Below are 22,764 nucleotides of genomic sequence, written 5' to 3' on the forward strand. Positions count from 1 at the left end.
CGCACTTTGCTTGACTTTCGCAAGGCCAAGCAGCAATAGCGCCTCCAACGGTGCCGCCCTCGAAGGGGCGGCATCTGTCTTTTTAGCATGTAAAGGTCACAAGCCCCATGAAGGCGCTGATGAAGACCACCAAGCCGGCATTGCCGCATGAGGTGGAGAAGAAATGGATCATCGTCGATGCCGACGGTCTGGTCGTCGGCCGTATGGCGTCGATCATCGCGAACATCCTGCGCGGTAAGCACAAGCCGAGCTTTACCCCGCACGTCGATTGCGGTGACAATGTCATCATCATCAACGCGGACAAGGTGCGGTTCACGGGCAACAAGCTCAAGGACAAGATCTACTACCGCCACACCGGTTATGCCGGCGGCATCAAGGGCGTCGCGGCCGGCAAGATCCTCGAAGGTCGTTTCCCCGAGCGGATCATCGAAAAGGCCATCGAGCGGATGATTCCGCGCGGGCCGCTGGGTCGCGCCCAGCTGCGCAACCTGCGCGTCTTCGCCGGTACCGAGCATCCGCACGAAGCGCAGAACCCCGAAGTCCTCGACATCGGCAGCATGAACCGCAAGAACAAGGTGGGCAACTGATGTCCGACAACCGCCAGTCCCTCGCCGATCTCGCCGGCCTGACCAACACGCCGGCACCCGCAGCCGCTCCGGCCGCTGCGACGACCGCGCCTGCCACGGGCGAAGATTACGTTGCTGCTCCTGCAGCGCCGACGCACGAGCCGATGCCGCTGCGCGAGCAGATCCTCGACCAGTACGGCCGCGCCTATGCGACCGGCCGTCGTAAGGACGCCGTCGCACGCGTCTGGATCAAGCCCGGCACCGGCAAGATCACGATCAACGGCCGCGACCAGGAAGTGTATTTCGCACGTCCGACGCTGCGTCTCGTCATCAACCAGCCGTTCGGCGTGACCGAGCGTGACGGTGCCTATGACGTCGTCTGCACCGTCAAGGGCGGTGGCCTCTCGGGCCAGGCCGGCGCGGTCAAGCATGGCATCAGCCAGGCGCTGACCCGCTTCGAGCCGATCCTGCGTGCGCCCGTTAAGGCAGCCGGGTTCCTGACCCGCGACAGCCGCACGGTCGAGCGTAAGAAGTACGGCAAGGCGAAGGCCCGTCGTAGCTTCCAGTTCTCGAAGCGCTAAGCTTCCACGAAACTGTGGTACGCAAAGGGGCGGTCCGGCAACGGGCCGCCCTTTTCGGTTCTGGTCGACCGGCTCGGCATACCGCGAGCCGCTTGGGCGCGACCTTGCATTGCCACGCTGCCATGCCGAAATGGGCGACAGCACCAGAAAGAACGACAAAGGGAAGTCCGGGTTTGACCGACGATCGCGCGCCGCAGGCGACCAACCAGACCGCCTTGCTCGACGGGCCATCGGACGACGTCGTCGAGACGACCGACTGCGCATCGAACGAGCCGACATCGTTTGCCGAGGCGATCGAACAGGTCGGCGCCGGGTCGCTGCTCGGTTACCGCTTGCAGCAACAGGCGATCCTGTCCGATTTCGGGTTGTTCGCGCTGCAATGCCGCGACAATGAAGCGCTGCTCGCCAAGGCTGCCGAAATGGCCGCCGACGGGATGCAGACCAGCCTGTGCAAAGTGCTCGAGTACCGCGCCGAACAGCACGACTTGATCTTCCGCGCGGGCGTGGGGTGGCGCGCCGGGGTGATCGGCAAGGTCAGCCTCGCCGCCGACGACAAGTCCCCCGCGGGCTTCGCCTATCAGAACGGCACGCCCGTCATCTCGAACCATCTCGAGGGCGAGGAGCGCTTCCGCACGCCGAAGATCATGGTCGAACACGGCGTACGCCGCGCGATCAACGTGCTGATCTCGACCACCGCGGGCCCGTGGGGCGTGCTTGAGGTCGACAGCCCGAGCGCCGGCCAGTTCGAGGCCGCCGATATCGCATTCCTCCAGGGCTTCGCCAATTTGCTCGGCGTCGCAATGGACCGCCAGGAGGGCGAACGCCGCCTCGCCGAAGCGATCGATTACCAGAAGGTGCTCGTCCGCGAGGCGAGCCATCGCGTCAAGAACAGCCTGACGATGCTGTCGAGCATCCTCCATCTGCAATCGCGCAGCAATCCGCTCCCCGAAGTCTCGAGTGCGCTGAACGAGGCGTCGGGCCACGTCATCGCGATCGCCCGGACGCACGATCAATTGTGGCGCCAGGATACCGGGCGGATCGAGATCCCCGCGCTGATCAAGGATCTGTGCGCGAGCCTTTCGACGCAGCTCGCCAGCGTCACGTTGGAGTGCAGCGCCGACGACATCTCGCTTCATGCCGACCAGGCCGTCGCGGTCGGTCTGCTGCTCACCGAGCTTGTCACCAATGCTGCCAAATATGCCTATGGCGATGCCGGGGGGCGCGTCGTCGTCACCGCGAAGGCGCAGGACAGCGCGATCGTCGTGACCGTGCGCGATTTCGGCAAGGGGTTGCCCGAGGCATTCGATATGACGAGCCGATCATCGACGAGCCTGGGTATGCAGCTCATCCGGACGCTGGTGCGCAGTCTCGACGGCGTGATCGAGGCCGGATCCGATGGGGGGGCGTGGTTCGCCATCACCTTTCCGGCGAAGCCCGCGCACGGCTGAGACCGGCGCGTTTACGTCCCGTCGAGTTGCGCGATCGTCGCGGTCGCCGCGGGCTCGCCCTTGAGCGCGAGTGCGGCGCGCTCGGCGCCCGCCATCACGCGCAGGATGTTGCCGCCCGCCAGCTTGGCGAGATCGCGGTCGCTCCACCCACGCCGCGCCAGTTCGGCGAGCAAGGCGGGATAGGTTTCGACGCCGTCGAGCCCTTGCGGCAATTCGCTAAGCCCATCGAAATCGGATCCGATCCCGACATGGTCGATCCCCGCCACCTTGGCGATGTGGTCGATATGGTCGGCGACCATCGTCAGCGTCACCGCTGGCTTGGGGTGCGCCAGCTCCCACGCCGCCAGCGCCGCCTTGGCCTTGTCGGGTTGGCCGATATAGAGCCCGCCGAACGGCGGCGCATTGTAGCTGGCGATCTCGCCATTGTGCGCCGCCTCCCATAGCCGGCGCTGCTCCGAGACGTAGCTCGGCGCGAAATTGACCATCACGATCCCGCCATTGGCGGCGAGCAGCTTGAGCACCGCGTCGGACACGTTGCGCGGATGATCGCACAGCGCGCGTGCGCTCGAATGCGAGAAGATCACCGGCGCGCTCGACACGCGCAGCGCGGCGCGCATCGTCGCTTCGTTGACGTGGCTGAGATCGACCAGCATGCCGAGCCGGTTGAGTTCGTGCACCACCGCCTCGCCGAACTTGGTCAGACCGTTATGCTTCGGATCGTCGGTCGCCGAATCGGCCCAGGCGATCGTCCGCGAATGCGTCAGCGTGAGATAGGATGCGCCGAGCTGGCGATAGGCGCGCAGCACGGCGAACTTGCCGTCGATCTGCCCCCCGCCCTCGACCCCGAGCAGCGACGCGATCCGGCCCTTCGCCTGGATCCGGCGAACGTCGGCTGCGGTGGTCGCGGCCTCGAACACGGTCGGATAGCGCGCGAAGATATGCTGCATCAGCCCGATCTGCTCGAACGTCGCTTCGACCTGCTGCGGGCCGGGCAAGCTGGCATCGACATAGACCGACCAGAATTGCCCGCCGACGCCGCCCTTGCGCAGCCGCGTGATGTCGGTGTCGTATTTGGCCGGGTCGAGCGTCGTCAGATCGAGCGTCCAGCGCGCGTCGCCGGCGCGGCCGACGAGCGTCTCGGCCCAGTCGTTATGCCCGTCGATCAGCGGCGTGTCTTTCAACACGCGCGCGACGCGAGCGTCGATGTCGGACGGCGCTGCATAAGCGGGTGCTGTGGCGAGCAGGAGCGGTGCGAGAAAGAGGAATGTTTTCATTACGCCAGCGTATCGCGCAACGGGGGCGTTACAAGCCCTTCGGCATGCCCGGATTATTCCGCGCGTTCCCGCTCGAGCGGACGATCGGGCGCCGGCGTCATCGTCCGCAGCAGCACGTCGAAACGCCCGTCGGCAATGCGGATTTCGTTGAACGATGGCGGCGTCGTGCGCGTGCGTTCGGACAGCGTTCCCGCGCCGATCATCCGCACCATGGTGCCATCGACGCTATGCGCAATATCGAACGGATCATGGACATGTCCGGTCAGCACCGCATCCGCGCCGGCGTCGGCCAGCGCCCGAAGCGCAGCCGCGCCGTTATGCGTCTGCGCCGACATCCGCGTCTCGGGTTCGACCAGCGGATGATGACAGGCGATGAAGACCAGCTTTCCCGCAGGCACCTGAGCCAACAACGCGAGCGTGCGATCGAGCGCGCCGCGGCTTACCTTGCCCTTCGACCAGTTGAGCCGCCATTGCGCGCGCGCCGTCGTCACGAGCGGGACGATCGCGACGCCGGGCAAGTCTAGCGGTTGCTCGACCATCCGTTCAATCTTGCGCATCCGCCGATAAGGCCGGAAGAACCGGTCGATCGGGTTGAAATAGGGCAAATCGTGATTGCCGACCTCGACCGTCACCGGCACGCCGAGCCCCTGCAACCACGCGAGCCCGGCGGAGAACTCGCGGCGTCGTGCGCGCATCGTCAGGTCGCCCGTCATGATCACCGCGTCGGGCTGCTCGGCCTTGACCAGCCCCCCGAACCAGGCGACCGCTGCCGCATCCTCGCGCCCGAAATGCACGTCGCTGACATGGAACAGCCGCATCACGCGTCCTTCTTGGTCGTAATGAAGAGCTCGCGCGTAGTGCCGAGCCGGATCGTGCTGCCGGGTTCGAGCATCACCGGTTCGCCGTCCACCAGCGCAAGCGCCGGCTTGTCGCCGCGTGTCCGGAATTGCTCGGCATGGCATTGCGTGACCTCGGACGCCTCGACCCAGTCGCCGGTCACCCATTCCCAGCCGAGCCGAGTCAGCGCGCGAAAATCGCGCGCGTCGATCGCCGCGATATCGAGCCGCTCTGGCTCTGCCCGTACCAACACCGCTTGCGCGCCGTGCTTGAGGCCAGGCACGCCGTCGAGCCGGATTCCGTGACCGAAAGTCCGTCGCCACGCCTGGCGCAGGGCGCGACCCAATCCCCGCAACCGCCCCGCCCGCACCAGCTCGCGCGCGCGGACCCAGGTTGCGGCCGGCCCAAGGATCAGCCCGACCAGCGCGCGATGCTCCGGCAGGTCGACCACCGGAAGCGCGATCTTGCGACCATGGGTGATCGCCGCGGTGACGATCGCCGCAGGATCGGTCGAGCCGTGGAGCATCTTGGCGAGCAGGTTCATCGTGCCGCCGGGCAAGATCAACACCGCGCCGCGCCATGCCGCCAGCGCACTGACCGCCGCATTGATCGTCCCGTCCCCCGCGAACAACACTGCAGTGTCGACGTCAGCCGCATCGAGCGATTCGGCGGTTGGCAAGGGGTCGCTCGGGAAAGCGGTGCGTCCGACCAGCGTCAGCCCCTGCCCGGCGAACGACGCCGCGATGGCATCGGCCTTGGCGGGGGTCGCGGTGCCCGATTTGATATTGGTGATGAACCACAGTCTCTGCATGGCGCGCTTAACGCACAGCGCGGTCAGAAGTGACGCCTGCGCAACGGAAAAAAAACGCGACCTCGCGTGGCGATTACGCGTCGGCGGCGTCCTTCGCAGGCTGTGCATCGGACAAATTGGCCCGGATCTGTTGCAACGTCGCTATTACGAGCGCCTGCTCGGCATCCGAGACCCCCGCCAGCGCACTGCCGAGCATTTCGTCGGCAAGATGCCCGAGATCGTCGAGCAAAGGCCGCGCGCGCTCGGTCAGGTAGATTTGCCACGCGCGCCGGTCGCTCGGATCGCGTCGCCGCTCGACCAACCCGGCTTCCTCGAGCCGGTCGATCATCCGGCACGCGGTGATCGGCTCGACCTCGAGCATTTCGGCCAGCCCGCCCTGATTGATCCCCTCGCCTCGCTGAAGAAACTTCAGCACGCGCCACTGCGTCCGCGTCACGCCAATCGCGCGCGCGCGCTCGTCGAAGCGACGGCGCATCAGTCGCGAAACGTCACTGATCATGAAGGCGATCGAATCTTGCATGGCACGCGGTATAATAAGCATGCTCAAAATATCCAGCGTTTCCTCGATCCGTCCTGGGCGCCGCGCGATATCCCGCGCAAAAAGCGCTGTCGTTCAGGGCGTCGCTTGTGCGAGATGGGGCGATGACTGACTCTCGTCCCGCCCCGATCGCCGAACTCACGCTGCGCGGCGTGCTGCTTGGCGGGCTCATCACGCTGCTGTTTACCGCCGCCAACGTCTATCTCGGGCTCAAGGTCGGGCTGACCTTCGCGACCTCGATTCCCGCCGCGGTGATCTCGATGGCAATCCTCAAACTGTTCAAGGGATCGACGATCCTCGAGAACAACATCGTCCAGACAGTCGCCAGTGCAGCGGGCACACTCGCCGCGATCATCTTCGTGCTGCCGGGGCTGGTGATGATCGGCTGGTGGCAGGATTTCCCCTATGTCCAGACCGCCGCGATCACGATGACCGGCGGGATCCTCGGCGTCATGTTCTCGGTGCCGCTGCGGCGTGCGCTCGTCGTCGATACCGACCTGCCCTATCCCGAGGGTGTCGCCGCCGCCGAAGTGCTGCAGATCGGCGCCGGATCGCGCGAGGGCGAGGCCGAAGCCCGCCAGGGATTGCTCGTGCTGATCTGGAACAGCATCGCCTCGGCGGCTTTCGCGATCTTCACGCAGACCAAGATCATTACCGATACCGCCGCGACCAGCTTCCGCGTCGGCGCGGGCGCAACGGGGATCTCAGGCAGCCTGTCGTTCGCGCTGATCGGCGTCGGGCATCTCGTCGGCATCTCGGTCGGCGCGGCGATGGCGCTCGGGCTCGTGATCGGCTGGTTCGTGCTCGTGCCGATGCTCACCGCGGCGCACCCCGCACCGGGCGACCTCGCCGCGTGGGTCAACACCGTGTGGAAGGGCGACGTGCGCTTCTTCGGCGCGGGCGTGATCGGCATTTCGGCGATCTGGACCCTGGTCAAGATTGCCGGCCCCGTGATCGGTGGCGTGCGCTCAGCACTCGCCGCCAGCGCCGCGCGCGGCAAGGGCGAGACGCTCGCGCTCGAGGAACGCGATCTGCCGATCGCCTGGGTCGCGCTCGCCGCGCTGCTGACGCTGCTGCCGATCGGCTGGCTGTTGTGGGACGTGATCGCGGGCGGCGCGCTGGTCGGCTCGGCATTCTTGCTGATCGCGGGGGCGCTCGTGTTCGTGCTTGTCGCGGGGCTGATGATCGCGGCGGTGTGCGGCTATATGGCGGGGCTGATCGGGGCGTCGAACTCGCCGGTGTCGGGGATCGGCATCCTCGCGGTAATCGGATCGTCGCTGATGCTCGTCGGGCTATTCGGGCAGAATCCCGGCGCCGATACGACGCGCGCGCTGATCGCCTATGCGCTGATCGTCACCGGTATCGTGTTTGGTGTCGCGACGATCTCGAACGACAATCTGCAGGACCTCAAGACCGGCCAGCTCGTCGGCGCGACGCCGTGGAAGCAGCAGGTTGCGCTGGTGATCGGCGTGGTGTTCGGATCGCTGATCATTCCGCCGGTGCTCAACGTGCTCAACAGCGGGATGGGATTCGTCGGCGTCCCCGGCGCTGGGCCGAACGCGCTTGCGGCGCCACAGGCGGGGCTGATCTCGGCGCTGGCGAAGGGTGTGTTGTCGGGCGATGCCAATTGGACGATGCTCGGCTACGGCGTCGCCGCGGGCGTGGTGCTGATCGCGCTCGACGAGCTGCTCGGTCGGCTGCGGCTGTTGCGCCTGCCGCCGCTCGGCGTCGCGCTCGGCATCTACCTGCCGATGGCGGTGATCCTGCCGACCGTGCTCGGCTCGGTGTTCGGCTGGTTCTACAACCGTTGGGCACACGGCAGCGCGAACCCTGAGGTTGCCGAGCGGATGGGGACGCTGACCGCCACGGGCATGATCGTCGGCGAAAGCCTGTGGGGCGTGGTGTTCGCGCTGGTCGTGTGGCTGAGCGGCAGCGATGCGCCGCTCAAGCTGATGTCGGGCCACGAGACCGAGGCGTTGATCGGGGGGACGCTATTGTTCTTCGCGATCGCGGCGATGCTGTATCGCCGCGCGGTGGCGGCAACACGCTGAAATCCCTCTCCCTCTGGGAGAGGGTGGCCGATCGCAGCGAGGTCCGGTGAGGGCAAAAGACGAACTGCCCTCACCCTTTCCCCTCGGCTTCGCCGAGCGGGCCCCTTCCCTCTCCCGAAGGAAGACGGAGGTTAGGCCATTGCCTCGAGCAGCGTCTTGATGTCGATGAACGCGAACGCGACCGAGCTATCGGCCACGCCGTAGGGCACGAACAGCGTGTCGCCATGCCGGATCGCGCCGCACGTATAAACGACATTGGGCACATAGCCCTCGCGGTCCTGGTTCGCCGCAGCGAGGATCGGCTCGCGTGTGCGGCCGATCACCTTGGCCGGGTTGGTCTTGTCGAGCAGCACCGCACCGATCGCATATTTGCGCATTGCGCCAACGCCGTGCGTCAGCAGCAGCCAGCCCTCGTCGAGTTCGATCGGCGGGCCGCAATTGCCGATCTGGACCAGCTCCCACGGATACATCGGCCCGAGCAGCTTCTCGCCCTCGTCCCAATGCGTCAGCGTGTCGGATTTGATGAGATACAGGTTTTCGCCGTCCTGCCGGCCGATCATCATGTACTGGCCGTTCACCTTGCGCGGGAACAGCCCCATGCCCTTGTTGCGCGACGCCGAACCCGACATCGGCACCAGATCGAACGCGCGGAAGTCGCGCGTACGCATCAGCTCCGACTGGATCGTCGAGCCGTTATACGCGGTGTACGTGCCGAGCCATTCGTAGCTGCCATCGTCATGCTGGAACTGGACGAGGCGAAGATCCTCGAGCCCCTTCGACTGTGCCGCCGTGATCGGGAAGATCACCGTACCCGACAGCGTCGAATCGCGGTGGCGATAGACGGTGATCGGCCCCTCGGGCAGTTCTTCCTCGTCGAGCCCGACCGCATCGGTCGCGGTCGCGAACGGCGGCTCGGGCGCGAGCTTCAACTGATTGCCGTCGGTAATGATGCCTTCGCGGAACGCGACCGAGGAGATGTGCCCTTCGCCCACCGCGCGCAAGCTCATCAGGATGCGCTGCGATCCCGCAGGCATGCCCGACTGGTCGAAATGCGGCACCGCGCTGGGATTCATCAACGCCGCCGCAGCATAGCTGTATTCGTGGCAGAAATAGGCACCGATCAGCTGGCGCTTCCCGTCGCCGATCTCGCTGCCGTCGAGCCCGAGCATCGCCTCGATCTCGTCGTAGCGCGTCATGAAGACGCGCCGCGTCTGCCAATGCCGCGCCTCGAAATCCTTGAGCACCACCTCGAGCTCGGCGCGCGTCTCGGCAGCATCGAGCGCCATCACGGCATTGACGATCCGCTCGGTGCGGTTGCCACCATTGCCGCTCCAGGCAAGGTGGAACGGTCGCACGACGACCCGTGACGGGTCGGCGTGGAGTCGCAATGGGTGTTCAAACAGCTCGATCACAATATCGCCTCGCGTAACGCCTTGGCGACGTCGCGAGCGAGGCTACGCGACGGCGCGATCCGGTCCTGCCACGCTTTGCGCCCGCTTTGCCAGCCCGGAAATCGTGCAACCGGCCAATTGCAGCGCCAAAATCGACTCGGCACCCTGATTCCGGTTGAGCCCGCTCGGCATCAAGCCGTCGAAGCAGCCGCCATCCTGGACGGTTGCCAGCGGCAAATCGAGATCGTTCTGCCCGAGATACCAGCGATACGCGCGGTTGGCTTCCTCGACCCAACGCGCGTCCCGCGATGCATCGAACGCCGCGCTGCACGCGTCGATCGTCGCCTGCGCCTCGAGCGGCTGCTGGTCGAACTGCAACGGCTCGGCATAGACCCGCCCGAAGCTCTCGCTGCCGACCGCGCGGAAGCGGCCGTCGGGCGAGGTCTGCTTGGCGACGATCCATTCGAGCGTCTTTAGGCCGCACTGGATTATGTCGTCGCGCTGGAGCGCAAGACCGGCACGCAGCAGGGCCTCGGGCAGACGCGCATTATCATACGCCAACACGATCTCGAACCATTCCCACTGCGGACGGCGCGCATCCTCGAGCAAGGCGAGCAGATCGTCGCCGAAGCGCGTGAGAATCGTCCGGGCGAGGGAATGCGTTGGAACCACCTCGAGCATCGCCGCGGCACCCAGCATCGCAAAAGCGTGTGCGCGTGGCGATCCCAGTTCGAGCGACAGCGACGCCGTCATGTCGAACATCGATGCGGCCCACATCTTGTGCTTGTCCATCTGCGCATCGCGCGCGGTCACGCCGAAGGCCCACAGCGTGCGACCGTTCGAATCCTCCGAACCGAACTCCTCGCACCAGGTGCGATCGAAATTCATGAAGTTGCGGAAACGCCGCTCCTCGGGGTTCCAGGCATATTGCAGGAACGACGCATAAATCGTCATCCACTTGTCGCGCTGGACCTCGTCGAGCGACGTCATCTGGCTTACCAGCATGAGCGCACGGGCATTGTCGTCGATGCAATAGCCATGGCGGCGATCGGGAATCGAGAAGATCGAATGCTGCAGCATGCCGGTCGAATCGCTCATCCGCTCGACCGCCGCGAAATCGGGCGCGAGCGGAGTCAGCGCCGCAGTACTGCTCGGCATGCGCAACGGCTTGGAGGCGACCATCTGCCCAATCTCGCGCATCGCGAGTTCGGCGAGGCGCGGCCAGATCATCGTACGGCCACGCGCATAGGCACGCTCCGAAAGCTTGATCCGGTTGCGCTCGCTGCCGAGCAAGGCGTTGATCTCGCGCGCGAACGCTGCGGAATCCCCAAAGTCGACGAGCACGCCGTACCCATCCGCGAGAATCTCGGTGGCATGGACATACGGCGTCGAGACCACCGCCTTGCCGACGCCGACTGCGTAGGACAAGGTCCCCGAGGTGATCTGCGCCGGATTGAGATACGGCGTCGCATAGATGTCTGCCGCCTGCAGATAGTCGATGAGCTCGTCATGCTCGAGAAACGCATCGATGAATTCGATATTGCGACCGACCCCGAGATCGAGCGCAAGCGCCTTCAACTTGTCGCGATACTTTTCGCCTTCGTGTGCGACGAGGTTCGGATGCGTCGCACCCAGCACGGCATAGAGCACTTTGGGGTTCTGCTCGACGATCGCGGGCAGCGCATTGATCATCACTTCGATGCCCTTGCCCGGCGCGAGCAGGCCGAAGGTCAGGACGACGTCGCGCCCTTCCCAGCCAAAGCGCGACTTGAGCGTGTTGGGATCGACGAACTCGCGATCGGGAACACCGTGCGGGATCATCACGATCGACCGGCCGGTTGCACCATAAACGCGCTCGAGGATCTCACGACCACGCTCGGCCATGACGATGACGCGCGACGCACGCCGCAACAGGCCTTCCATCACGCGACGCTGATCGGCGTTGGGCTTTTCGAGGATCGTATGGAGCGTGACGATCACCGGCATCGACACGCGCTCGAGCAAGGCAAGGATATGCTCGCCCGCTGCGCCGCCGAAAATGCCGTATTCGTGCTGCAGCCACAACGCCTGCGCACCGCTCGCCTCGATCTCGCGCGCGGCTTCGAGATACTGCATCCGGTCCTGCTCGGGGATGCTGCGCGTCACCTCGGGGGGATATTCGTACCGGCCGGGGTGATCGTCCATCGCATAGACGTCGATCTTAAGATCCGGGAACCGGCTCTTCAGCGCGGTGAAGGTATCGGTGGTATAGGTTGCAAGACCACATTTACGCGGCAGAAAATTACCGACCAAAGCCAGGTGGTCGATCGAGTTCACGACATCCGCCAGTTGCACCATGTTCGCAAATCCTATTTCTGACGGGGCTTATACCCTCGAGTTACCTCTCCCGAACGGCCAAGTTTCAATATGGTTGCAAGAATGTTGCATTGCAACAATGGGAATTGTCTGATCCAAATCAACCTTGCGGTAGGATGAACGGGCCCAGCGCTCAACCGCGCCCGCGATAGCCCGGAACGTCCTGCGACGGCAGCCACAAGCTCTCGGGCGGGGCGCCCGATTGCCAGAAAACGTCGATCGGAATGCCACCGCGCGGATACCAATAGCCGCCGATTCGCAACCATGTCGGCTGCATCTCGGTGAACAGCCGTTCGCCAATGCCGACGGTGCAATCCTCGTGGAATGCCTGGTGGTTGCGGAACGCGCCGAGAAACAGCTTGAGCGACTTCGATTCGACGATCGTTGCTGCAGGTGCGTAATCGATCACGAGATGCGCGAAATCGGGCTGTGCCGTCACCGGGCAAAGCGAGGTGAATTCGGGCACCGCGAAACGCACCAAATACAGGCGACCGGGCCGCGGGTTGGGGACATAATCGAGCACCGCCTCCTCGGGCGAAGTGGGGAGCGCGCTGGTTTGGCCGAGATGCATAGGAGTCATACACAGCGATATAGGGAAGCGATCCGCCCCCGTCATCCCGCACCGATCATCCCGCGCGGATGATCCTTGAGCGTCTCGACGGCGCGCGATCGGATGGTTAGGCTATCAAAAAACAAAGGAGACGATCGATGGATTCGCTGGTGACAACCGAATGGCTCGCAAACGAGCTGGGCGCGAACGACCTGAGGATTGTCGACGCCACCTATTTCGCCGGACTCGTCGACCGCGACCCCGCCGCCGAATATGAAGCCGCGCACATCCCGGGCGCCGTGTTCATGGATCTCGCCGAGATCGCCGACACCAGCAGCACGCTGCCCTCAATGCTCCCCGCGCCCGAAAAGTTCGCCAGCCGGATGCAGTCGCTCGGTCTCGGCGATGGCAGCCGCATCGTGCTCTACGACAATTCGCCGCTCCACACCTCGGCGCGCGCCTGGTTCATGCTGCGCACCTTCGGCGCGCATGATGTCGCGATCCTCGATGGCGGGCTCGCCAAATGGCAGGCCGAAGGGCGTGAGACCGCCAGCGGCAAGGAGCAGCTCCGCCACCGCCACTTCACCGTCTGGGCCGACGACAAGGGCGTCCGCACGCTCGATCAGATGAAGACCAATGTCGACAGCGGCGCCGAGCAAGTGCTCGACGCGCGCTCGGCCGCACGCTTCACCGGCGAAGAACCCGATCCGCGCCCGGCGACGCATGCCGGCCATATCCCGGGCTCGAAGAACCTGCCCGTCGGCGAGCTCTTCAATGCCGATGGCACGTGGAAGACCGGCGACGCGTTGAAGTCGGCGTTCGAAGGCGCGGGCATCGATGTCGCCAAGCCGCTCGTCACCACCTGCGGCTCGGGCATCACCGCCTCGGCGCTGGCGTTCGGCGCGCATCTGCTCGGCAACGAGGCGGCGGTCTATGACGGCAGCTGGTCCGAATGGGGTGCCGACCGCACCACGCCAAAGGCGACCGGCGCGGCGTAAGCGCGTCTCGAAAGCCCCTCCCCTGAACGGGAGGGGCTTCCAACAATACGCGCGACGCTCTTGCCTTCTTCACGGTCTGCGGCTTTGCAGGGCCTGCATTGCAGGATTTCGCGCCATGAAGAAGACCGATGCCCCCAAGGGCGATTCGACCCGCGTCGTCACCGCCGGCCGCCGCAAGGAATGGACGCAGGGGATCGTCAACACGCCGGTCTGGCGCGCCTCGACGATCCTCTACGATTCGGTCGCGGATCTGCGCGAGGCGGGTGGGCGCGATACGCACCACCGGCTGTTCTACGGTCGCAAGGGCACGCCGACGCAGTGGAGCCTCGCCGATGCGCTGACCGAGCTCGAGCCCGGCGCCGAAGGCACTTTCCTTTACCCCTCGGGCGTCGCGGCGATCGCTGCCGCCTTGCTGTCGGTGCTCTCGCCCGGCGACGAACTGCTCCTTCCCGACAGCGCCTATGACCCGACCCGCGCGATGGGCATGGGGCTGCTCAAGCGGATGGGAATCACGACGCGCTTCTATGATCCGATGATCGGCGCGGGCATCGCCGACGTGATCACCGATGCGACTCGCGCGATCCTGCTCGAGAGCCCCGGCAGCCTGACCTTCGACGTTCAGGACATTCCAGCGATCGTCGCCGTCGCCAAGGCGCGCGGCATCACCACGCTGCTCGACAACACCTGGGCGACGCCGCTGTTCTTCCCCGCGATCGCGCACGGCGTCGACCTCACGATCCTTGCGTGCACAAAATATATCGTCGGCCATAGCGACGTGATGCTCGGCTCGGTCACTGCCGCGCCGGGCCATTTCGCGCGGCTACGCGACACCAGCTTCCAGCTCGGCCAGATCGCCAGCCCCGACGACAGCTGGCTCGCCAGCCGTGGCCTGCGCACGATGGCGATCCGGCTCAAGCAGCATCAGGCAAGCGCGCTCGAGATCGCACACTGGCTCGAGCAGCAGCCCGAAGTCGCGACCGTGCTCCACCCGGCGCTGCCGAGCTGCCCCGGCCACGTGAACTTCCTGCGCGACTTCAAGGGGTCGTCGGGGCTGTTCTCGTTCGTCCTCAACGGCGGTGGCGAGGCCGATCGCGCACGGCTGATCGACGGGCTCGAGCATTTCGGGATCGGCTATAGCTGGGGCGGGTTCGAAAGCCTCGCGCTGCCGGTCGACCCACAACGCCATCGCAGCGTCACGCGCCGCGCCGATGCCGGGCCACTCGTCCGGCTGCAGATCGGCCTCGAGGATCCGGCGGATCTGATCGCCGACCTCGCCGCCGGCCTGGCGCGCTTTTCCGCTCAGCAATGATTTGAAACACGGGTGTTGCGCAACAGCCACAATAGCGCGGTATCCCGCGCACGCGCGCGAATTAAGTTGTGCGATGCAGCGTAGCTCGGCAATGAAAGATCTTGCCGCTTAGCTGCGCGGGAGGTCTTGCGCCTCCGACAGACGCCGCATCGGTAAAGCAGGCGGGGACAGTCGCATTTTCGAAAGGGAAACGATGCGCTTCTCCACATCTACGCTTGGCGCGCTCTTGCTCGCCGCCTCCGCCACGCCCGCCTTTGCGCAGGATGTCCCCACCACCACCACCACGCCCGACGCCAAGGACGCGCCCGCCGCGGCGCCTGCCGCGCCCGACAAGCCGTTCAAGATCACCGGCGGCGCAACGCTGATCAGCGATTACCGCTTCCGCGGCCTGACCCAGACCAACGGCGAAGGCGCCGTCCAGGGCACGATCAATATCAACAGCTCGGCCGGCTTCTATGTCGGCACCTGGGCCTCGACGATCGACGGCAGCGGCAAGACCCCGCTCCTCACCGGATACGGCGATGCCGAGGTCGATCTGTACGCCGGCTATACCAAGACCTTCAGCGGCCTCACGGTCGATGGCGGCCTGCTCTATTATTACTATCCGAGCGGCGTGAAGGGCCTCAACACCGACTTCTTCGAGCCCTATGCTTCGGTGAGCTACACGCTCGGCCCGGTCTCGACCAAGGTCGGCGGCAATTATGCGTGGGGCGGCCAGAAAGGCCTCGATTTCACGCCGAACAACAAGGACGACAATATCTACGTCTATGGCGAGGCCTCGGTCGCGGTGCCCAAGACGCCGATCACGCTGAAGGGCCATCTCGGCTATACCGACGGCTCGCTCGGCCTCGCCAACCTCAACGGCAACGACCGCAACTATCTCGACTGGTCGGCAACCGCCGAAGCCGTCGGGGGTCCGTTCAAGGTCGGCGTGAGCTATGTCGATACCGACATCACCAACAACAAGGTCGGCGGGCTGTACCGGCGCGGCTATGCGTCGCGCTTCGGCCGCGGATCGACCGTGCTCGCCTATGTCGGCGTGAACTTCTGATACGAAGAAGGGAGCGCCCTTGCGGGCACTCCCTCTGATCGGTCCCGAAACCCTCTCCCGCGGCCGCGGGGGAGGGTTTTGTTTTGGCTCACTTCGGCGCGGTCGCCTTGGCTGCCTGACCGTCGCCCTCGGGCGCTGCGACCACGTCGCGCGTCGTCGTGCCCTTGTCGACCACGGTCGTGCCCGGATCGCCGACCGACGAGCGGATGCCGGGATCGTCCGAATCGACACCCGCCTGCGAGATCGCCGCGCTTTCGGCGGCGCTGCGCGGCGCGGTGCCGCCGAACAGCGCGTCGAGCGCCTGCGCGTTGGCGCTGGTGTCGTTTGCACGCGCCGCACCTGGCTTTGGCGGGGTCAGCGAGAAATCGGGCGGAATGACGAGCGGAGCCTGGCGCGCGACCGAGAATTCGTCGGGCCCGCTGCGGCCACCCTTGCCATGCGCGCAAGCGCCCAACGCGAGCAGCGCCACGCCGGCCGACAGAATCGAAATCTTACGCATGGATATTCTCCGTTGGGCCCTGGTCCGCCCCAGATGCTTTGGTCCCAGAATCTTGGTTCGGTGTATCTCGTATCAGAAGCGCGCGCGCGAGCAAGATGAGCACGCCGATACTGATCGCCGCGTCGGCGATGTTGAACACCAGAAACGGCTGCCACTCGCCGAAATGCAGATCGGCGAAATCGACGACATAGCCGAGCCGGATCCGGTCGAGGATGTTGCCGAACGCGCCGCCGAGCACGAGCCCGAGCGCCATCTGGTCGGCGCGCTTGGTCTCGCGCAGCATCCACACCAGCACGCCGACCGCGATTGCGCCGGTCATCAGCACGAGCAGCCAGCGCGTCGTGTCGGTGTCGGCGTGGAGCAGCCCCAGCGACACGCCCTTGTTGGCGACGAAGCGCAGGTTGAAGAACGACGTGACGTAATGCGCGTTGGTCATCGCATCGAGCTTGAGCCCCTCGGTCACGCCGAGCTTGGCGGCTTGGTCGGCGACGAAGAGCGCGACCGCGGTCGCGAAGCCTGCGAGCGGGAGCCTCATGCCACCACCGCCTCGCAGCGATCGCACAGATCGCCGTCTTCATCGACCTCGGGGAGCAGCCGCCAGCAGCGCCCGCATTTGTGGAAGTCGGTCCGCGCCACCGCGAGCGTGTCGCCGAGCGTGACTTGCGCGACGATGAACAACTCGGCGAGTTCGGCGACCGGCAGCGGCGCCTCGGGCACGACCACCTCGGCCTCGAGGCTCGAGCGCACGATCTTCTCGCGGCGCAGCGGCTCGATCGCCTCGGTCACTTGCTGGCGCAAGGCGCGGACGGCGTCCCACTTCGCCGCATCGACGCTGTCGACTGCGGGAACCTCGGGCCATTCGAGCAGATGCACCGAGCCATCCTCGCTCGGGAAGCGCGCCTGCCAGACTTCCTCGGCGGTGAAGCACAGCACCGGCGCGGCGTAGCGGACGAGCGCATCGAACAGCGTGTCGAACACGGTGCGCACCGCGCGGCGCTTGGGGTCGGCCGGCGCGTCGCAATAGAGCGAATCCTTGCGGATATCGAAGTAGAAGGCCGACAGATCCTCCTGCGCGAACTCGGTCAGCAGCCGGACATAGCTGTTGAAATCGTACACCAGCACCGCCGCCTTGAGCTTGGCGTCGAGCTCGGCGAGCAGATGGAGCACGTAGCGTTCGAGCTCGGGCATCTCCGCGACCGGCAGCCGCTCGCTCTCCTCGAACCCGTCGAGCGCGCCGAGCAGATAGCGGAAGGTGTTGCGCAGCTTGCGATACTGGTCGGACACGCCGCCCAATATCTCCTTGCCGATGCGGTGGTCCTCGGTGAAATCGACCGACAGCGCCCACAGCCGCAGGATATCCGCGCCCGATTCCTTCATCAAATCGAGCGGGTTGATCGTGTTGCCGAGCGACTTGGACATTTTCATGCCCTTGGAGTCCATCGTGAAGCCATGCGTCAGCACCGCATTGTACGGCGCGCGCCCGCGCGTGCCGCACGCCTCCATCAGCGACGACTGGAACCAGCCGCGATGTTGGTCTGAGCCTTCGAGATAGAGATCGGCCGGCCATTGCAGATCGGGCCAGCGCCCGCTTTCGAGCACGAAGGCATGCGTGCAGCCGCTGTCGAACCACACGTCGAGAATGTCGGTGACGCGCTCGTAATCGGCGAGGTCGTAGTCGGGGCCGAGCAGGTCCTGCGCCGCTTCCTCGCTCCACGCATCGACGCCCTCGGCGTTGATCGCGGCGATGATGCGCGCGTTGACAGCGGGGTCGACGAGATACTGGCCGGTCAGGCGGTTGACGAACAGCGTGATCGGCACGCCCCACGCGCGCTGGCGGCTGATCACCCAATCGGGGCGGCCGGCGACCATCGCGGTGATGCGGTTCTGGCCCTTGGGCGGATACCAGGTGGTCGCTTCGATGGCGGCGAGAGCGGTGGAGCGAAGGGTCGCCCCTTCTTGCTCCCCTCCCGCCTGCGGGAGGGGCGTGCCGGAAAGGTCAGCGCTCGCGGCACTGCCCTCCCCTAACCCCTCCCGCAAGCGGGAGGGGGACTGCGGCAGCGCCTGATCCATCGGAATGAACCATTGCGGGGTAGCCCGGAAAATGACCTTCGCCTTCGACCGCCACGAATGCGGATACGAATGCGCAAAATCATCGCTCGCCGCGAGCAACGCGCCCACCGCGCGCAAATCCGAACAGATCGGCCCCTCGGCGGAGACGAACTTCTTGTTGATCACCGAGCCCTGCCCGCCGAGCCACGCCCAATCGTCGCGATACATCCCCGCGCCATCGACCGCGAAGACCGGCTCGATGCCATATTGCTTGCACAGCAGGAAATCGTCCTCGCCGTGGTCCGGCGCCATATGGACGAGCCCGGTGCCGGCGTCGGTAGTGACGAAATCGCCCGGCAGGAACGGCCGCGGCTTCGCGAAGAACCCGCCGAGTTCGTGCATCGGATGGCGCGCGGTGGCGCCTTCAAGGTCGGAGCCTTTGATCCGCCACGGCTGATCGAACGACGCTTGGAAGATGGACCAAAGAGGTTCCTTCTCCGTGCCGTCCCCGGCGATCGGCGGCCAAGCCTGTCCGGACATCCGCTCCATAAACTTGACCAGGAGTGGCTCGGCTACGAGATACTGCCGATAAACTCCGTCTTCGGAATCGACTCCGTCAACCAGCCAATACTCAATCTCCGGACCGTAAGCCAATGCCTGATTGACGGGGATTGTCCACGGCGTTGTCGTCCAGATCACAGCATGGATCTTATTCCCCGACGCCAGGCATCGCTGAATCGCTGGAGAATTCGGCGCATCGACGATCTCGAACGCCACGTCGATCTGCGTCGACACGACGTCCTCATATTCGACCTCGGCCTCGGCGAGCGCGGTCTTTTCAACGGGCGACCACATCACCGGCTTGGCGCCGCGATAGAGCTGGCCGTCTCCTGCGAACTTCATCAGCTCAGTGACGATCGTCGCCTCGGCGGCGAAGTCCATCGTCAGATAGGGATGGTCCCAGTCGCCATTGATGCCGAGCCGCTTGAGCTGCTCGCGCTGCACGTTCACCCAATGCTGCGCGTACGCCCGGCACTCGGCGCGGAATTCGTTCGCGGGGACTTCGTCCTTGTTGCGCTTCTTGGCGCGATACTGCTCTTCGACCTTCCACTCGATCGGCAGGCCGTGGCAGTCCCAGCCGGGCACATAGGGCGCGTCCTTGCCGAGCAGCCCCTGCGTGCGGCACACCGTGTCCTTGAGGATATGGTTGAGCGCATGGCCGATATGCATGTCGCCGTTCGCATACGGCGGGCCATCGTGCAGAATGAATTTCTCGCGGCCACGGCGGGCTTCGCGCGTCTTCTCGTAAAGGCCCATCGCCTGCCAGCGCGCGAGGATGCCGGGCTCCTTGGCGGGCAGGCCGGCCTTCATCGGGAAGTCGGTCTTCGGCAGGAAGACGGTGTCGCGATAATCGCGCGGGGCGGGCGTTGTGTCTGGGGTCTCGGTCATTTGAGTGCGGCCTTAGCGAAGCACGGAAGCTCTTGCTAGTTCCCCGGCGAAGGCCGGGGTCCAGTCGGAACGCGCATCACATCGGATCGAGTCGGTCGAAAAAATCTTCCCACTCCGGATTGAGGCCCTCGATCTCGCGGATTTTCCAGGCGCGCTTCCATTCCTTCATATGCAATTCGCGCTTACGCGCGTGTTCGATCCCGCCGCATGCGCCGTACCAGACAAGCCGGTGGCAGCCATATCGCCTGCTGAAGCCACCGATCAGGTCGTTGCGATGCTCCCAGATGCGCTTGGGGAGGTCACTCGTTACGCCGATATAGAGCGTAACGTTGCGACGGTTCGCCATGATGTAAACGAAGCCTGGTTTCTCCATCCCATGCGCTCCTCGACTGGACCCCGGCCTTCGCCGGGGAACATCCTCGTGCCGCTACATCACCAATTCCACACCATCCCCGTCTCGCTGAACGGCTTGGGCTCCATCGGCGGGATCGTCGCGTCGTTGAGGTCGCAGTGCCAGTATCCGACGTCGATCCAGCGCCCGTCCTTATACCCCGCCTCGCGGAAGAACCCGGCGCGCTTGAAACCAACCGACTCGTGCAGCCGGATCGAATGATCGTTGGGCAGCGCAATCACGCCGATCGCATGCGTGAACCCCTGCGCGCGCACCGTGTCGATGAGCGCATCGTACAGTTGCCGCCCGTTGCCGCGCCCCTGCGTCCCCGTCTCGAGATAGACCGTCGTCTCGATCGTGAAGCGATACGCCGGCCGATCGCGGAACGCCGAGGCATAGGCATAGCCAAGCACCGCCCCGCCCTCGCCTTCGGTCGCGACCAGCCACGGATACAGCCCGCGCGACGCCGCCATCCGCTGCGCGATCACGCCGGCATCGGGCGCCTCGGTCTCGAACGACACCGTCCCGCGCTCGACATAGGGGCGGTAGATCGCCGCGATCGCCGCGGCATCGTCGGGAGTCGCGGGCCGGATCGCGATCCGCGTCGGGGCGCGGTCCAGGCTCACAGCCCGAACCGTGCGAGCACGAAGTCCATCAGCCGCGCGTCGCCAGCACGCGGCGCGTTACCGCCGACGCCGTCGCATTCGAGGCAGCGCGCCTGGATCGCAGCCCCCGTGCCGATCCGCGTCACGTCGCCCAGCGCCCGCGCGAACACCGCACGCCGCTCGGCCGCCATCCGCGTGAAGGCATCGCCTGCCGACGCATCGTCATCCTTGTTCGAATCGGCGAACTGCTGGATCATCTTGGCGAACGCGCTCGGCTTCTTCTCGAGATATTCGGCGTGATAGCCATCGGCCTTCAAGCCAGCGCGCCGCGCCGCCTCGGCGATCGCATCCTGCAACCCGCCGAATTTGTCGACCAGATGGAGCTGGAGCGCAGTCCCGCCATCCCAGACGCGCCCCTGCGCGATCTCGTTGACTTGCTCAGGCGTCATCTTCCGCGCGCCGGCGACGCGCGTGATGAACTGGCGATAGCCATTCTCGATCCCCGCCTGGAAGATCGCATCGGTCTCCGGGTTGGTGCCGCCATAGATGTCGGGCTGCCCCGAGAGCGGCGTCGTGCGGACGCCGTCGGTGGTCAGCCCGACCTTCTTGAGCGTGTTCTCGAAGGTCGGGATGATCCCGAAGATGCCGATCGAACCGGTGATCGTCGTCGGCTGCGCGAACACCATGTCGCCCGCGGTCGAGACCCAATAGCCGCCCGATGCCGCGACCGAGCCCATCGAGACGACGATCGGCAGCTTCTGCGCCTTCGCCTCCTGGATCGCGCGGCGCATGTCTTCCGATGCGAGCGCCGAGCCGCCGGGCGAATCGACGCGCACCACGAGCGCCTTGAGGTCCTTCTTGGCCAGCGCATCGAGCAGCAGCTTCGACACCGTGTCCGACCCGACCGAGCCGGCCTTCGACTTGCCGTCGATGATGTCGCCCGCGATCGTCAGCACGCCGACCTTGTCGCCGCCGGTCGGCAGCGGATTGGCAGCGACATAGGCGTCGTATTTGATCGTCTTGAACAGCCCGGCCGCCTTGCCGCTGTCGACCCCGGCGATCGCGGCGACCCGCTTGCCGAAGTCGAGCCGCGTGCCGAGCTTGTCGACCAGCCCCGCGTCCATATTGGCCTTGGCGATGTCGCCCTGCGCCGCGGTGATGACCGCGCCCGGCGTCGCGAGGAAAGGCGCGAACTTCGCCTTGGGGCGTGCACGCGCGACCGACTGCTGCCAATTGGCGAACAGCACCTGGTAGAGCTTGACCACTTCCTCCTTCGCCTCGGGCGAGGCTTCGGTGCGGGTATAGGGCTCGACGAACGACTTGTACTTGCCGACGCGGTAGACGTGAGCATTGACGCCGAGCTTGTCGATCAGGCCCTTGTAATAGAGCTGCGATCCGCCCGGCCCCATGAACAGCGTGCCGCCCATCGGGCTTTCCCAGATCTCGCTGGCGTTCGCGGCGAGGCGGTAGCCGGAATCGGTATACGCGGTGGCATAGGCCAGCACCGGCTTGCCCCCCTTCCCATCGGAACCGTCGCGAACGCGACGCAGCGCCGCGCCGACATCCTCGAGCGCTGCGGGATAGCCGCCGCCGAACGAGTCGAGATCGAGCACGACCACCTTGACGCGGTCGTCCTTCGCCGCCTTGTCGAGGCTGCGGACCACGTCGCGCAGGCGATATTCGCGCTGGATGCCGTTGCCGCTCAGGCTGGCGAAGGCGCTTGCCTCCTGCGTCTGCTCGACGATCGGGCCATCGAGCTTGAGCACGAGCGCGCCGTCGCCGATCGCCGCCTTGTTCGGTTTCGAGGCGAGCGCTGCGAACAGCAGGCCAAAGAACAGCAGCATCGCGATAAGGACCAGCGCGTCCTTGATGCCGACGAGAATTTTCCACGCGCCGCGTACGAGTTTCACTTGGCCGCTCCTTGTTGGCGGAGATCACATCGCCTCGCTACGGCAAGCCACCAGCCGAGTAAATGCGTGCTATACGACCAACACGGCAATTCGCCGATTTT

Annotated in this window: 20 protein-coding genes; 7 read left to right on the forward strand and 13 right to left on the reverse strand. The window is 65.5% G+C overall.

Translation table 11 applies throughout. The annotated features are described in order from the left end of the window. The first annotated feature begins 107 nt into the window (after positions 1-107). The 3 genes from rplM (at position 108) to QN347_RS06165 (ending at position 2,595) form a co-directional block, all read left to right on the forward strand. Positions 108-587: a 50S ribosomal protein L13 gene (rplM, locus tag QN347_RS06155; RefSeq protein ID WP_010185350.1), complete on the forward strand. Its 480-nt coding sequence runs from the start codon at positions 108-110 to the stop codon at positions 585-587. Beyond that, positions 587-1,147 carry a 30S ribosomal protein S9 gene (gene rpsI, locus QN347_RS06160; RefSeq protein ID WP_322162661.1) on the forward strand — a complete coding sequence of 187 codons (561 nt, stop codon included), beginning with the start codon at positions 587-589 and terminating at the stop codon, positions 1,145-1,147. The genes rplM and rpsI overlap by 1 nt, the downstream gene beginning before the upstream one ends. Before the next feature lie 173 nt (positions 1,148-1,320). Beyond that, on the forward strand, positions 1,321-2,595 hold the full coding sequence (locus QN347_RS06165) for a sensor histidine kinase (RefSeq protein WP_322162659.1): 1,275 nt from the start codon (positions 1,321-1,323) through the stop codon (positions 2,593-2,595). 11 nt (positions 2,596-2,606) lie between these two features. Here the strand turns inward: QN347_RS06165 and QN347_RS06170 are convergent, their stop codons facing one another. The 4 genes from QN347_RS06170 to QN347_RS06185 form a co-directional block, all read right to left on the reverse strand. After that, complete coding sequence (locus QN347_RS06170; RefSeq protein WP_322162658.1) at positions 2,607-3,869, reverse strand: dipeptidase; 1,263 nt, start codon at positions 3,867-3,869, stop codon at positions 2,607-2,609. A gap of 53 nt (positions 3,870-3,922) precedes the next feature. Then, positions 3,923-4,690, reverse strand: coding sequence for a metallophosphoesterase (locus tag QN347_RS06175; protein ID WP_322162656.1), 768 nt, complete (start codon positions 4,688-4,690; stop codon positions 3,923-3,925). Beyond that, on the reverse strand, positions 4,687-5,517 hold the full coding sequence (locus tag QN347_RS06180) for a diacylglycerol/lipid kinase family protein (RefSeq protein ID WP_322162654.1): 831 nt from the start codon (positions 5,515-5,517) through the stop codon (positions 4,687-4,689). Before QN347_RS06180 ends, QN347_RS06175 begins: the two co-directional genes overlap by 4 nt. A 73-nt stretch (positions 5,518-5,590) precedes the next feature. Continuing rightward, on the reverse strand, positions 5,591-6,037 hold the full coding sequence (locus tag QN347_RS06185) for a MarR family transcriptional regulator (protein ID WP_322162652.1): 447 nt from the start codon (positions 6,035-6,037) through the stop codon (positions 5,591-5,593). Between the two features lie 122 nt (positions 6,038-6,159). On the opposite strand from QN347_RS06185, the gene QN347_RS06190 reads away from it, so the two are divergent. Continuing rightward, positions 6,160-8,106, forward strand: coding sequence for an OPT family oligopeptide transporter (locus QN347_RS06190; protein ID WP_322162651.1), 1,947 nt, complete (start codon positions 6,160-6,162; stop codon positions 8,104-8,106). Positions 8,107-8,237: 131 nt separating this feature from the next. On the opposite strand, the gene QN347_RS06195 is transcribed toward QN347_RS06190, so the two are convergent. The 3 genes from QN347_RS06195 to queF form a co-directional block, all read right to left on the reverse strand. Beyond that, complete coding sequence (locus QN347_RS06195) at positions 8,238-9,518, reverse strand: glycoside hydrolase family 130 protein (RefSeq protein WP_322162649.1); 1,281 nt, start codon at positions 9,516-9,518, stop codon at positions 8,238-8,240. A 42-nt stretch (positions 9,519-9,560) separates the two neighbouring features. Beyond that, positions 9,561-11,834, reverse strand: coding sequence for a glycosyltransferase family 4 protein (locus tag QN347_RS06200; RefSeq protein ID WP_322162647.1), 2,274 nt, complete (start codon positions 11,832-11,834; stop codon positions 9,561-9,563). A 151-nt stretch (positions 11,835-11,985) separates the two neighbouring features. Further along, on the reverse strand, positions 11,986-12,432 hold the full coding sequence (gene queF, locus QN347_RS06205; RefSeq protein ID WP_189675766.1) for a preQ(1) synthase: 447 nt from the start codon (positions 12,430-12,432) through the stop codon (positions 11,986-11,988). A 128-nt stretch (positions 12,433-12,560) separates the two neighbouring features. Here queF and sseA point away from each other — a divergent pair, with 128 nt between their 5' ends. From sseA to QN347_RS06220, 3 genes are all read left to right on the forward strand, one after another. Further along, positions 12,561-13,400, forward strand: a complete 840-nt coding sequence (gene sseA, locus QN347_RS06210; RefSeq protein ID WP_322162645.1) for a 3-mercaptopyruvate sulfurtransferase — start codon at positions 12,561-12,563, stop codon at positions 13,398-13,400. Between the two features lie 115 nt (positions 13,401-13,515). Beyond that, positions 13,516-14,709, forward strand: coding sequence for a cystathionine beta-lyase (gene metC / locus QN347_RS06215; RefSeq protein ID WP_322162643.1), 1,194 nt, complete (start codon positions 13,516-13,518; stop codon positions 14,707-14,709). 193 nt (positions 14,710-14,902) lie between these two features. Beyond that, a complete protein-coding gene (locus QN347_RS06220; protein ID WP_322162641.1) occupies positions 14,903-15,760 on the forward strand; it encodes a TorF family putative porin in 858 nt (285 codons plus the stop codon). Positions 15,761-15,848: 88 nt separating this feature from the next. Here the strand turns inward: QN347_RS06220 and QN347_RS06225 are convergent, their stop codons facing one another. The 6 genes from QN347_RS06225 to sppA form a co-directional block, all read right to left on the reverse strand. Further along, positions 15,849-16,259, reverse strand: a complete 411-nt coding sequence (locus tag QN347_RS06225; RefSeq protein ID WP_133186598.1) for a DUF3035 domain-containing protein — start codon at positions 16,257-16,259, stop codon at positions 15,849-15,851. Continuing rightward, positions 16,252-16,794, reverse strand: coding sequence for a signal peptidase II (gene lspA / locus QN347_RS06230; RefSeq protein ID WP_322162638.1), 543 nt, complete (start codon positions 16,792-16,794; stop codon positions 16,252-16,254). Before lspA ends, QN347_RS06225 begins: the two co-directional genes overlap by 8 nt. Beyond that, a complete protein-coding gene (gene ileS / locus QN347_RS06235) occupies positions 16,791-19,757 on the reverse strand; it encodes an isoleucine--tRNA ligase (RefSeq protein ID WP_322162636.1) in 2,967 nt (988 codons plus the stop codon). Before ileS ends, lspA begins: the two co-directional genes overlap by 4 nt. A gap of 76 nt (positions 19,758-19,833) precedes the next feature. Further along, positions 19,834-20,130, reverse strand: a complete 297-nt coding sequence (locus QN347_RS06240; RefSeq protein ID WP_322162634.1) for a GIY-YIG nuclease family protein — start codon at positions 20,128-20,130, stop codon at positions 19,834-19,836. Between the two features lie 59 nt (positions 20,131-20,189). After that, positions 20,190-20,774, reverse strand: coding sequence for a GNAT family N-acetyltransferase (locus QN347_RS06245; protein ID WP_189675772.1), 585 nt, complete (start codon positions 20,772-20,774; stop codon positions 20,190-20,192). Beyond that, on the reverse strand, positions 20,771-22,663 hold the full coding sequence (gene sppA / locus QN347_RS06250; RefSeq protein WP_322162633.1) for a signal peptide peptidase SppA: 1,893 nt from the start codon (positions 22,661-22,663) through the stop codon (positions 20,771-20,773). Before sppA ends, QN347_RS06245 begins: the two co-directional genes overlap by 4 nt. Between the last annotated feature and the right edge of the window lie 101 nt (positions 22,664-22,764).

Origin of the sequence: Sphingomonas sp. 10B4 (assembly GCF_035019905.1) — a bacterium.
In the GTDB taxonomy this organism is placed as follows: domain Bacteria; phylum Pseudomonadota; class Alphaproteobacteria; order Sphingomonadales; family Sphingomonadaceae; genus Sphingomonas; species Sphingomonas glacialis.

Coding starts and splice junctions, on each gene's coding strand:
- rplM (WP_010185350.1), top strand. CDS start 108: ATGAAGGCGCTGATGAAGACCACCAAGCCGGCATTGCCGCATGAGGTG.
- rpsI (WP_322162661.1), top strand. CDS start 587: ATGTCCGACAACCGCCAGTCCCTCGCCGATCTCGCCGGCCTGACCAAC.
- QN347_RS06170 (WP_322162658.1), bottom strand. CDS start 3,869: ATGAAAACATTCCTCTTTCTCGCACCGCTCCTGCTCGCCACAGCACCC.
- QN347_RS06180 (WP_322162654.1), bottom strand. CDS start 5,517: ATGCAGAGACTGTGGTTCATCACCAATATCAAATCGGGCACCGCGACC.
- QN347_RS06185 (WP_322162652.1), bottom strand. CDS start 6,037: ATGCAAGATTCGATCGCCTTCATGATCAGTGACGTTTCGCGACTGATG.
- QN347_RS06190 (WP_322162651.1), top strand. CDS start 6,160: ATGACTGACTCTCGTCCCGCCCCGATCGCCGAACTCACGCTGCGCGGC.
- QN347_RS06200 (WP_322162647.1), bottom strand. CDS start 11,834: ATGGTGCAACTGGCGGATGTCGTGAACTCGATCGACCACCTGGCTTTG.
- queF (WP_189675766.1), bottom strand. CDS start 12,432: ATGACTCCTATGCATCTCGGCCAAACCAGCGCGCTCCCCACTTCGCCC.
- sseA (WP_322162645.1), top strand. CDS start 12,561: ATGGATTCGCTGGTGACAACCGAATGGCTCGCAAACGAGCTGGGCGCG.
- metC (WP_322162643.1), top strand. CDS start 13,516: ATGAAGAAGACCGATGCCCCCAAGGGCGATTCGACCCGCGTCGTCACC.
- QN347_RS06220 (WP_322162641.1), top strand. CDS start 14,903: ATGCGCTTCTCCACATCTACGCTTGGCGCGCTCTTGCTCGCCGCCTCC.
- QN347_RS06225 (WP_133186598.1), bottom strand. CDS start 16,259: ATGCGTAAGATTTCGATTCTGTCGGCCGGCGTGGCGCTGCTCGCGTTG.
- lspA (WP_322162638.1), bottom strand. CDS start 16,794: ATGAGGCTCCCGCTCGCAGGCTTCGCGACCGCGGTCGCGCTCTTCGTC.
- ileS (WP_322162636.1), bottom strand. CDS start 19,757: ATGACCGAGACCCCAGACACAACGCCCGCCCCGCGCGATTATCGCGAC.
- QN347_RS06240 (WP_322162634.1), bottom strand. CDS start 20,130: ATGGAGAAACCAGGCTTCGTTTACATCATGGCGAACCGTCGCAACGTT.